The 12,116-nt window shown below is 63.6% G+C and carries 8 protein-coding genes; 1 reads left to right on the forward strand and 7 read right to left on the reverse strand.

The annotated features are described in order from the left end of the window. Positions 1 to 95: hypothetical protein (locus tag DBO86_RS26560; RefSeq protein WP_244185501.1), on the reverse strand; the 95-nt coding region annotated here is incomplete at its 3' end. An 86-nt stretch (positions 96 to 181) separates the two neighbouring features. Further along, complete coding sequence (gene tam, locus DBO86_RS09835) at positions 182 to 943, reverse strand: trans-aconitate 2-methyltransferase (protein WP_108233588.1); 762 nt, start codon at positions 941 to 943, stop codon at positions 182 to 184. A gap of 323 nt (positions 944 to 1,266) precedes the next feature. On the opposite strand from tam, the gene DBO86_RS09840 reads away from it, so the two are divergent. Next, on the forward strand, positions 1,267 to 2,274 hold the full coding sequence (locus DBO86_RS09840) for a TRAP transporter substrate-binding protein (RefSeq protein ID WP_108233589.1): 1,008 nt from the start codon (positions 1,267 to 1,269) through the stop codon (positions 2,272 to 2,274). Positions 2,275 to 2,326: 52 nt separating this feature from the next. On the opposite strand, the gene DBO86_RS09845 is transcribed toward DBO86_RS09840, so the two are convergent. From DBO86_RS09845 to DBO86_RS09865, 5 genes are all read right to left on the reverse strand, one after another. Further along, the gene (locus DBO86_RS09845; protein ID WP_084340361.1) at positions 2,327 to 3,832 is read right to left on the reverse strand and encodes an efflux transporter outer membrane subunit; all 1,506 of its coding nucleotides are present in this window, start codon (positions 3,830 to 3,832) and stop codon (positions 2,327 to 2,329) included. Then, positions 3,829 to 6,933, reverse strand: a complete 3,105-nt coding sequence (locus DBO86_RS09850; protein ID WP_108233590.1) for a multidrug efflux RND transporter permease subunit — start codon at positions 6,931 to 6,933, stop codon at positions 3,829 to 3,831. Before DBO86_RS09850 ends, DBO86_RS09845 begins: the two co-directional genes overlap by 4 nt. 133 nt (positions 6,934 to 7,066) lie before the next feature. Beyond that, the gene (locus tag DBO86_RS09855) at positions 7,067 to 10,159 is read right to left on the reverse strand and encodes an MdtB/MuxB family multidrug efflux RND transporter permease subunit (protein WP_108233591.1); all 3,093 of its coding nucleotides are present in this window, start codon (positions 10,157 to 10,159) and stop codon (positions 7,067 to 7,069) included. After that, positions 10,156 to 11,385, reverse strand: coding sequence for an MdtA/MuxA family multidrug efflux RND transporter periplasmic adaptor subunit (locus DBO86_RS09860; RefSeq protein ID WP_084340364.1), 1,230 nt, complete (start codon positions 11,383 to 11,385; stop codon positions 10,156 to 10,158). The genes DBO86_RS09855 and DBO86_RS09860 overlap by 4 nt, the downstream gene beginning before the upstream one ends. A gap of 245 nt (positions 11,386 to 11,630) precedes the next feature. Continuing rightward, the coding region (locus tag DBO86_RS09865) for a group II intron maturase-specific domain-containing protein (protein ID WP_279630231.1) at positions 11,631 to 12,116 on the reverse strand (486 nt) is incomplete at its 5' end.

Consider the following 12,116-nt stretch of genomic DNA (forward strand, 5'->3'; position numbering starts at 1 on the left):
AGTTGCTTGCGGCATTTGACCTGCTCATGGCTGTCGACACCATGAACTTGAAAAACCTGCTTTGCCAAATCCACGCCTATGCGTTTAAGTTTCATGCGGGCTCCCCCTCCGGGATTGTTTGTTTCGTAACCTACAGTCTGGCGCAATGACGCCGTAGGAGGGAGGAGTCCATCTCATTGGGCTACCGCCGAGCGACTAAAAACAGACGCGGAAACGGCAACAATACTCGACCATCAGCCTGTGCCGGATAGGCCTCGGCTATCGCCGCCTGGTAACGCGCCAGGAATGCCACCTGCTGTTCGGCATCCAACGGCTGCAGGAATGGCAGCAACGCAGTGGATTTGAACCACTCCACCACCGCAGCAGCATCGTCCAGCACATGGAAGTAGGTGGTACGCCAGATATCCAGCTCACTGGCCTGAGTACTGAGGATGTCGTAGTAAGTCTGTGCACTGTGCCGCTCGGCATGACGCACATCACCGATCTGCGCAGCCCATGGCCCATCAGCCGCTACTTCGCGGGCCAGACGATGCGCGGGTTCCTGCAGGTTGTCCGGTGTCTGGATCGCCAACCAGCCACCAGGTGCCAACTGCCCCAGCAATCTCGGGTATAGCTGGGCGTGATCGGGCAGCCATTGCAGCGAGGCGTTGGCCAGGATCAGCTGCGGCGCGCACTCGGCCTGCCAGTGCTGGATATCCGCCAATTGGAAGGTCACCTGGGGCAACCGCTCACGCGCTGCGCGCAGCATGTCTTCACTGCTGTCGATACCTATCACCCGCGCCTGTGGCGCATGAGCCTGCAATACGGCAGTGGAATTACCGGGGCCGCAGCCCAGGTCGACGGCCAGCTCGACATCATCGCGCGGCACCGCCGCCAGCAGATCATGCACGGGGCGGGTACGCTGGCGTTCAAACAGGGAATACTGCTGGGCGGACCAACTCATCGCATCACTCCTCGATTTCAATCGCGGGCCACAGGATAACAGGCTGACCGAAGCCCCAAGGCTTTCGCTGAAACCGGCAAGTTTCCGCTCTCGCCTGACACACGCATGGCGGATATCCGCCACCCAATGTGCGACACGTCACAGCCCTTTTCACACGCCAGGCAGGTTGGCGGAATTTCGCCACAATGGCATAAGCCTTGCGATGGTAAGTCGCCAGCTTCGTTCATGCCGCGACAGCTGCCAGCGGCTGAGCGACCGCCAAAGTGACCAACACGACATAGCCGAAAAGGCTCCGCAAACTGATAAGAAGAAAAGGAAGCAGTATGTTCAATACAGTTCGCGCCATGGCCATCTGCGCCATGGCGTTCGCCTCTCTCAGCGCCACCAGCGCGCTGGCCGATGAACCTATCCTGATCAAATTCTCCCACGTCGTCGCCGATGGCACCCCCAAGGGCCAGGGCGCGCTGCTGTTCCAGCAACTGGTCGAGGAGCGCCTGGGCGGCAAGGTGAAGGTCGAGGTCTACCCGAACTCCAGTCTCTACGGCGATGCCAATGAGCTGGAAGCCCTGCGCAAAAACGATGTTCAGTTGCTGGCACCGTCTCTGGCGAAGTTCGAGCAGTACACCAAGCAACTGCAGGTGTTCGACCTGCCGTTCCTGTTCGATGACCTGGATGCGGTCAACCGCTTCCAGAAACGCGCCAAGGGCCGCCAGTTGTTGCGCTCGATGGAAGACCACAACATCGTTGGTCTGGCTTACTGGCATAACGGCATGAAGCAGCTTTCCGCTACCCGCGCGCTGAACATGCCTGGCGATGCCAATGGTCTGAGCTTCCGTATTCAGCCGTCGGCGGTACTGGAGGCACAATTCGGCCAGGTGGGCGCAAATAGTCAGAAACTGCCTTTCTCGGAAGTCTTCAAAGCGCTACAGAGTGGCCAGGTACAGGGGGCGGAAAACCCTTGGTCGAACATCTATAGCCAGAAGCTGCATGAAGTGCAGCCCTTCATCAGCGAAACCAACCATGGCGTGCTGGACTACATGCTGGTGAGCAATTCGCGCTTCTGGTACGGCATCCCGCATCAGATCTGGATGGAGCTGGAAGCCATCATCGATGAGGTCACCTACGTGGTGAACAAACAGGCCGAAGCCGCCAACCAGGCCGACCGCCAGCGCATCGTGGATTCTGGCCGCAGCCAGGTCATCAACCTGACCGCCGAGCAGCGCCAGGCCTGGCGCGATGCGATGCGTCCGGTATGGGAACAGTTCCAAGGGCAGATTGGCAGTGACGTGATCAAGGCGGCGCAGACGGTGAACCGCAAGCATCGCGAATGACCCCCAGCCGGCGTGGCGGTTTTCCGCCACGCCGACTGCTTACTTCCTTCACCTACTGGGGCGCCTGCTGCTGCAGTCGCTCCACCTGCCAGCCGCCGCCGAGAGCAGCGATCAACTGCACACTGGCAGTCAGCCGGCTACCCAGTAGCGTGAGATTGGTGCGTTCGTTGTTCAGCGCGGTGGCCTGTACGGTAACCACGCTGTTGTAGTCGACAGTACCGGCGCGGTACTGGTTCTCGATCAGACGCAGCGACTCACGCGCCGCATCCAGCGCCTCCTGCTGCACCCCGCTCTCCTGCTCCAGCACGCGCAGCTGCACGAGGTAATCCTCCACTTCACGGAAGCTGTCCAGCACGGCCTGGCGGTATTGCGCCACGGTCTGGTCATAGACGGCTTCGCTACGTTCCAGCTCCGCACGCCGCGCGCCGCCGTCGAACAGGCTCAAGGCCAGTTGCGGGCCCAGCGACCAGAAACGATTGGGCACTTCGATCCAGTCGGCGAAGCTGCTGCCGCGATACCCCCCGCTGGCCGAGATCGTCAGATCGGGGAACCACGCGGCCTCGGCTACGCCTATCTGCGCGTTGGCCGCCATCACCCGGCGCTCGGCGGCGGCAACGTCAGGGCGGCGCTCGAGCAGCTGCGAAGGCAGCGCCACGGGCACCTCGGGCAGCGTCGGCAGGCTTTCGCGCGGTGCGATGGACAGCTCGGCCGGACTGACACCGACCAGCACGGCAATGGCGTGTTCGAGCTGCGCCCGTTGCCACTCGAGATCGATTGCCTGCGCCTGGGTGCTCTTGAGCTGCGTGGTGGCCTGGGACACATCTGACCTGGGCACGATGCCGGCGCGGTACTGGTTCTCGGTCAGGCGCAGCGAGCGTGCGTAAGCGGCCACCGTGGCGTCGAGCAGGCGCTTCTGTTCGTCGAGGATGCGCAGTTGCAAATAGTTCTGCACCAACTCGCTCTGCAGGCTCAGGCGCGCAGCGGCAAGGTCGGCGGCGCTGGCCTCGAATTCGGCGCGGCTGGCCTCCAGGCCCCGGCGCAGCTTGCCCCAGAGATCCAGCTCCCAGGCTGCATTGAGGCTGAGGTCATAACTCTTGGAAATGCTTGACGCTCCAGAACCGCTGACGGTGGTGCTGTCACCGCCACCCTGCCCGGCCCGAGTCACCCCGGCGCTGCCGGACAGCGTTGGATAGAAGCTGGCCCGTGCGCCGCGCACCAGCGCCCTTGCCTGGCGGTACTGGGCCTCGGCGGCGGCCAGGTTCTGATTGGACAGTTGCAGGCGCTCGGCCAGCGCATTGAGCTCGGTGTCGCCGTACAGCGCCCACCAGTTGCCACGCTCCAGAACATCTGCCGGCGCGGCGGCTTTCCAGCCCTCGACCTGTTTGAACTGCACGGGCGCCATCAGCTCGGGGCGTTGATAGTCAGGCCCCAGGGCGCAGCCGCCCAGCACACCGAGCAGCACGAACAGACTGTAGGAGCGAGCTCTGCTCGCGAATGGGTTGTATCGAGGCTCTTCGCGAGCAGAGCTCGCTCCTAGCGGAACGGTATGCATGGTCATAACGGATTTTCCAACGAAGCATCGGTGCGCACGCCACGCCAGCGGTTGACGCGATGGCGCAGGCGGTCGAAGTAGAGGTAGACCACCGGAGTGGTGTAGAGGGTCAGCATCTGGCTCAGCACCAGACCACCGACGATGGTGATACCCAGTGGCTGGCGCATCTCCGAACCTTCGGCACTGCCCAGCACCAGCGGCAAGGCGCCAAGGATCGCAGCCAGGGTGGTCATCATGATCGGTCGGAACCGCAGCAGGCACGCCTGGCGGATGGACTCCTGCGGACTCAGGCGCTCACCACGCTCCAGTTGCAGGGCCAGATCGACCATCAGAATGGCGTTCTTCTTGACGATACCGATCAGCAGGAACAGACCCAGCAAGGAGATCAGACTGAACTCCATGCCTACCAGTTGCAGCGCCAGCAAGGCGCCAACCCCGGCCGACGGCAAGGTCGAGAGGATGGTCAACGGATGCACGTAGCTCTCGTAGAGCACGCCCAACACGATATACACCACCACCAGTGCCAGCAGGATCATCAGCGGTTGATTGCCCTGGGTCTGCTGGAAGGCCGCGCCAGTGCCGCCCAGCATGCCCTGCACTTCGGTGGGCAGGCCGACCCGCGCCACGGCATTGTCGATGGCGCGGCTGGCCTGATCCAGGCTGACCCCTTCGGCCAGGGAGAAGCCGATGTTCTCGGCGGCGAACTGGCCCTGGTGGTTGACCCGGTCCTCTTCCAGGCTGCGTTCCCAATGGGCAAAGGTAGACAGCGGCACCCGTGCGCCATCGGCGGTGATCAGCTGAATCTGGTCCAGCGCCTCGGGATGCTGGGCATAGAGCGGGTTGATTTCCATCACCACGCTGTACTGGTTCAGCGCTTCGTAGATGGTGGAAACCTGGCGCTGACTGAAGGCGTTGTTGAGCACTGCGGTGATCATGCTCATCTCCACGCCCAGGCGCTGCGCGGCTTCGCGGTCGACGACCAGACGAATCTGCTGGGCGCCCTCGTTTTCCTTGGCGTCGATATCAGTCAGCTCGGGTAGTGTACGCAGCGCTTCGCGCACCCTCGGCAGCCATTCGCGCAGGGCATCGAGATCGCCGGAGAGCAGCATGTATTCGTTCTCCGAACTACGGCCTTCACGGCCGCCAATCTGCAAATCCTGATCCGGCATGAGGAACATGCGCCCACCGGGCACCTTCGGCACGCTGGCGCGCAGGCGGTTGATCACCTGTTGCGATGACACGCTGCGCTCGCTGATGGGCTTCAGGCGCACGATCATGAAGGCGTTGTTGATGCCGCCGGCACCGCCGATGAAGCCAGCGACGCTGTCCACCGCCGGATCGGCCAGCACCGCCCTGCGGAAAATCTCCATCTTCGGCTGCATGACCTGGAACGACAGGCCATCGTCGCCGCGGATAAAACCGATCAGTTGGCCGGTGTCCTGCTGCGGCATGAAGGTCTTCGGAATGCTGACGAACAGGTAGACGTTCAGCGCGATGGTCGCCAGCAGGCTGATGACCATCAGCAACGAATGGCGCAGTGCCCAGTCCAGCGAACGCCCGTAGATAGCCAAAACCCGCGTCTGCAGGCGGTCGCCCCATTGCTGCAGGCGGCCGCGTGGTTGTTCGTCCTCGGCCTTGAGCCAGCGCGCGCAGAGCATCGGCGTCAGGGTCAACGACACCAGCAGGGAAATCACCACCGCCACGGCCAGGGTGATGGAGAACTCACGGAACAGCCGCTCGACGATGCCACCCATGAACAGGATGGAGATGAACACCGCTACCAGCGACAGGTTCATCGACAGCAGGGTGAAGCCTACCTCGCGCGTGCCTTTGAACGCCGCCGCCATCGGCTTCTCGCCGTTATGGATGTGCCGGGCGATGTTCTCCAGCACCACGATGGCATCGTCCACCACCAGCCCGGTGGCGATGATCAGCGCCATCAGCGACAGGTTGTTCAGCGAGAACCCCAGCAGGTACATGGCGGCGAAACTGCCGATCAGCGACACCGGCACCGCCAGCGCCGGAATCAGCGCGGCGCGCCAACGCCCGAGAAACGCCAGCACCACGAGGATCACCAGGCCCACGGCGATCAGCAGCGTCTGCTCGGCCTCGTGCAGGGTGGCGCGGATTACCGGCGAGCGATCCATCGCCACTTCCAGCTCGACACTGGCTGGAATCACCTCGCGCAGCGCCGGCAGCTCGGCGCGGATGTCGCTGATGGTCTGCAGGATGTTCGCCCCGCTCTGCCGGTTGATAACCAGCAGCACCGCTTCCTTGTCGTTGTAGAAACCGCTGTTGTAGCGGTCTTCGACGCCATCGGTAACCGTGGCCACGTCGCCCAGGCGCACGGCAGCGCCGTCCTGGTAGCGGATGATCATCGGCAGGTAATCGGCGGCCTTGGCCAACTGGTCACTGGCCTGCACCTGCCAGCGGCGCTGCTCGTCCTCGACCGCGCCCTTGGGACGCAGGGCATTGCTCGCGGCGATGGTCTGGCGCACTTCATCCAGGGCGATGCCATAGTGATCGAGCAGACGCGGCTCCAGGGAAACCCGCACCGCTGGCAATGAACTGCCGCCGACCTGCACCTCACCCACGCCGCCGACCTGGGACAGCTTCTGCGCCAGGATGGTCGAGGCCACATCGTACAGCTGGCCCTTGTTCAGGGTGTCGCTGGTCAGCGACAGCACCATGATCGGCGCCTGCGACGGATTGATCTTGCGGTAGCTGGGCATGCTGCGCATACCGCTGGGTAGCAGCTCGCGCGCCGCATTGATCGCCGCCTGCACTTCGCGCGCGGCGGTGTTGATGTCCTTGTCCAGATCGAACTGGATCATGATCCGCGTGTTGCCCTGGCTACTGCGGCTGTTCATCTGGCTGACCCCGGCGATCGAGCCGAGCGAACGCTCCAGCGGCGTGGCCACGGTCGAGGCCATGATCTGCGGGCTGGCGCCTGGCAGGCTGGCCTGCACGGTAATGGTGGGGAAATCCATCTGCGGCAATGGCGCCACCGGCAGCAGGCCGAAGCTGACGCCGCCGAGCAGCATGATCGCCAGGCTCAGCAGCAGCGTGGCCACCGGACGGCGAATGAAGGGGGCGGAGAGGTTCATGAGCGATTGCCCTGCTCCCTCTCCCATTTATGGGAGAGGGTTGGGGAGAGGGCCGATGGCACAGCACGACACCCGCCCTCTCCCCCGGCCCCTCTCCCGCAAGCGGGAGAGGGGAGGAAAAGCCACACACCAGTCATACCGCCACCCCCGCCGCACTGCGCCCGCTGACGCGGCGCGACAGGCGATCGAAGTACAGGTAGATCACTGGCGTGGTGAACAGTGTCAGTACCTGGCTGACCAGCAGGCCGCCGACCATCACCAGCCCCAGCGGCTGGCGCAGCTCGGCGCCGGAGCCTGAGGCGAGCATCAGCGGGATGGCGCCGAACAGCGCCGCCAGGGTGGTCATCAGAATCGGCCGAAAACGCAGCAGCGCGGCCTGGTAGATCGCCGCTTCGGGCGCCATGCCCTGATGGCGCTCGGCCTCCAGGGCGAAGTCGATCATCATGATCGCGTTCTTCTTGACGATGCCGATCAGCAGGATGATGCCGATGATGGCGATCAGCCCCAGGTCGTTGCCCGTCAGCAGCAATGCCAGCAGCGCACCAACGCCCGCCGACGGCAGCGTGGAAAGAATGGTGATCGGGTGGATATAGCTCTCGTAGAGCACGCCCAGCACGATGTACATGGTGACGATGGCCGCCAGAATCAGCAGCAAGGTCGACGACAACGACGCACGGAACGCCTCCGCAGCGCCCTGGAACTGGGTGTTGATGCCGCCCGGCAGGCCGATTTCCTGCTCGACCCGCTCGATCACCGCCACTGCCTCGCCCAGCGACACGCCAGGCGCCAGATTGAATGACAGGGTCACCGCCGGGAACTGGCCGATATGGTTGACCAGCAGGCTGGCCGGACGCTCCTCGACATGCGCCAGGGACGACAACGGCACCTGCTGGCCGTCGCCGGTGGCCACGTGAATCTGACGCAGCGCGGCCAGGCCGATACGCCCGCCATCGCGGCTCTCCAGCACCACGCGGTACTGACTGGCCTGGGTGTAGATGGTGCTGATCTGGCGCTGGCCGAAAGCGTCGTACAAGGCATCGTCGATAGTGCCGACGTTAATGCCAAGGCGCGCCGCGGCGTCGCGGTCGATATCCAGAAACACCTGCAAGCCGCGGTTCTGCAGGTCGCTGGCCACGTCAGTCAGCTCCGGCTGCTCGCGCAGCGCCTCGACCAGACGCGGCGTCCAGGTTTCCAGCAGCGCGCTGTCGGGCGACTCCAGGGTGAACTGGAACTGGGTGCGGCTGATGCGATCTTCGATGGTCAGGTCCTGCACCGGCTGCATGAACAGCTCGATCCCGGGAACCTTCGCCAGCTCAGGACGCAGACGTTCGATTACCTCACTGGCGGTGACGTCGCGCTCGGCGTGGGTTTTCAGGTTGATCAGCAGACGGCCGCTGTTGAGCGTCGGATTGTCGCCATCCACACCAATCGACGAGGACAGGCTGGCCACCGCCGGATCACGCAGGATGACATCCGCCAGGCGCTGCTGACGCTCGCTCATGGCGGCAAAGGAGATCGACTGCGGCGCCTCGGAAATACCCTGGATCACGCCGGTGTCCTGCACCGGGAAGAAGCCCTTGGGCACCGCCATATACAACAGCACGGTCAGGCCCAGGGTCGCCACGGCCACCAGCAGGGTCAGCGGCTGATGCCTGAGCACCCACTGCAGCCAGACGCCATAGCGTTCGATCATGGCGTCGATGGCGCCACCGGCGACGCGATAGAAGCGCCCTTCCTGCTCGGGTTTCTCGGCCTTGAGCAAGCGCGCGCACATCATCGGCGTGAGGGTCAGCGACACCACCAGGGAAATCAGTATGGCCACGGCCAGTGTGATGGCGAACTCGCGGAACAGCCGGCCGACCACATCGGCCATGAACAGCAGCGGGATCAGTACGGCAATCAGCGACAGGGTCAGCGAGACCAGGGTGAAGCCGATCTGCCGGGCACCCTTGAGTGCGGCGTTGAGCGGCGTCTCGCCCTCCTCCAGATGGCGGGCGATGTTCTCCAGCATGACGATGGCGTCGTCGACCACGAAACCGGTGGCGATGGTCAGCGCCATCAATGTCAGGTTGTTGATGGTGAAACCGGCCAGGTACATCACGCCGAAGGTGCCAATCAGCGACAGCGGCACGACGATCGACGGGATGATGGTCGCCGACAGCTTGCGCAGGAACAGGAAGGTCACCATCACCACCAGGGCGATGGCCAACAGCAGTTCGTGCTGCACATCGCGCACCGCAGCGCGGATGGTCTGCGTGCGGTCGGTGAGCACCTTGACCTCGACGCTGGCCGGCAGGCCCTCGGTCAGGTGCGGCAGCAGGGTCTGGATGCGGTCGACCACATCGATGACGTTGGCACCAGGCTGACGCTGCACGTTGACCAGTACCGCCTGATTGCGGTTGGCCCAGGCCGCCAGGCGCTCGTTCTCGGCGCCATCGATGATCTCGGCGACATCCTTCAGGCGCAGCGCGGCACCATTCTGATAGCTGAGGATCAGCTCGCGGTATTCCTCGACCGATTTCAGCTGGTCGTTGGCATCGAGCTGGGAAACCCGCGTGGGCCCGTCGAAGTTGCCCTTGGGCTGGTTGACGTTGCTGGCGGTGATCAGGCTGCGCACGTCGGCCAGGCTCAGGCCATAAGACGCGAGCGCCTCCGGGTTGACGCGAATGCGTACGGCCGGACGTTGCCCACCAGCCAGGGTCACCAAGCCGACGCCACTGGTTTGCGCCAGCTTCTGCGCCAGGCGGGTATCGACCAGGTCGTTGACCTGCGGCAGCGGCATTGTCTTTGAACTCACCGCCAGGGTCAGCACTGGCGTATCGGCCGGGTTGACCTTGTTGTACACCGGCGGCGCCGGCAGATCGCCCGGCAGCAGATTGCTCGCCGCGTTGATCGCCGCCTGCACTTCCTGCTCGGCTACCGCCAGGGAGACATCCAGATTGAAGCGCAGGGTAATCACCGAGGCGCCGCCCGAACTGGTCGAGGACATCTGTTTGAGCCCGGCCATCTGCCCGAACTGGCGCTCCAGCGGCGCGGTCACGGCGCTGGTCATCACATCCGGGCTGGCGCCTGGATACAGGGTCAGCACGCGGATGGTCGGGTAATCCACCTCCGGCAGCGCCGACACCGGTAGCAGACGATAGGCGATCAGGCCGCTGAGGAAGATCGCCACCATCAACAGCGTGGTAGCGACCGGCCGCAGGATGAATGGGCGGGAGATGTTCATGCGTCATTCCGCGCCGCGGTCCGACCAGGCTCACGCCGCCCTTCGCTCTTGGATTCCTGCACGGCAGTGGGGTCGACTACCTCCACTTCGCTACCGTCCCGCAGACGATCGGTGCCTTCCATGACCAGCCGCTCGCCCGGCTGCACACCCTCGCTGACCATGCTGCGTTCAGCGTCGCTGGCGGCGATGGTGACCAGACGGATGCTCACCTTGTTATCGTCACCCACGACGTAGACGAAGGTACCCTGGGTGCCGAACTGCACCGCAGCGGACGGAATGATGGTGGCGGCCTCACGGGTTTCCACGCGCAGACGCACGTTGACGAACTGATTGGGGAAGAGCATCTGCTCGGCGTTGTCGAAGCGCGCCTTGAGCTTGACCGTACCGGTGGTGGTGTCGATCTGGTTATCCAGGCTTTCCAGCACGCCCTCGGCCAGTTTCAGGCGTTCGCCACGGTCCCAGGCCTCGACGGCCAGGATCGTGCCGTCGCGGCGGCGCTGCAGCACGACTGGCAGATCGCCCTCGGGGATGGTGAAGATCACCGCAATCGGATCGGCCTGGGTGATTACCACCAAAGGCGTGGTATCACCGCTGCTGACCAGGTTGCCGATATCCAGCTGACGCAGACCGAGGCGACCGTCGATGGGCGCGCGAATCTGGGTGAAGTCGAGGTTGAGCTTGGCCGTGGCGACATCGGCCTGGTTGCTCTGCAGACTGCCACGGTACTGATTGACCAGCGCCTGCTGGGTATCGAGGGTCTGTTTGGCGATGCTGTCTTCGTCGTACAGCCCCTTGTAGCGCTGCAGGTCCAGTTCGGCGTTCTTCAGTTGCGCCTGGTTTTCCTGCAGCGCCCCCTGCGCCTGCTGCAAGGCCACCTGATAAGGACGTGGATCGATCACCGCCAGCAGGTCGCCGGCCTTGACCTGCTGGCCCTCCTCGAACAGCACCTTGACCAGTTCACCGTCGACTCGCGAGCGTACGTTGACCGTGTTGTAGGAAGTTACCGTGCCAAGCGCCTTGAGCTCGATGGCGAACTCACCCTGCTTGACCTCGGCCACGCGCACCGGCACCGGCCCCATGTCACCGAAACGGCCACGGCCCATCTGCTGGCTTTCTGGCTTGCTTGGCCAGAACCACCACAGCAGCAGAAGCAGCACGGCGAGCAACGTCAGGCCAATCAGCCATTGACGGGAGGAATTCGATGGAGACGGGGAAGCATTCGACATGGCAGGCGCAATATCACTTTTAAGGGGAGTCGGCACGATAAGCACTGGCCCGCGTCAAGCAAAGCCCATTTACCCGCTTTTTACGCTGCCCTTACGTTACTAACTGTTTGACTCCGCGAAAAAATCTGCATTGGGCAAGGGACTGTCGACGTGCTCAGAACGTTCGCCTTGGTGATCGGGTAGGAGGCGGCCTCACGGCCGCCGTCCTCCCACACCACCGTGCGTACGGTTCCGTACACGGCGGTTCAGGCCATGCGGTTAAGCCGATTGATCGTATCCAGTATCGAGACCAGTCCAAGTCTGTCCCATAGCTTCTTCGGCAGCGCCTGATTCATATGCGGCGCTCCTGAGTTCCACCACGGGCCTCGGCCATTGAAGGCCGACTTGCAGGCACGCTCCTCGCTCAATCCCAGGCGCATCAGGTTGCGCGCCCTCGTAGAGGGCTGCTTCCATTGCCGCCAGATGACACAGCGAAGTTTGTGCCTGACCCAGCCATCCAGCTCTTCCAGTGGACGCTTGCTCTGGCTGAGCTTGAAGTAGCCTGCCCAGCCTCGCAGCACCGGGTTTACCCGCTCGATGACATTCGCCATCTTGTGGCCCCGCACCCCTCGCAGCAGTTCCCTGAGACGGTCGCGCACACGGCGCAGGCTCATGGTTGCCACTCGCAGTCTAGGCTGCGAGTGCCAACTCATCCCATACCCCAGGTAGTCGCATTTCCACGACCCAGCCAC

The organism is Ectopseudomonas oleovorans (assembly GCF_003052605.1).
Lineage (GTDB): Bacteria > Pseudomonadota > Gammaproteobacteria > Pseudomonadales > Pseudomonadaceae > Aquipseudomonas > Aquipseudomonas oleovorans_A.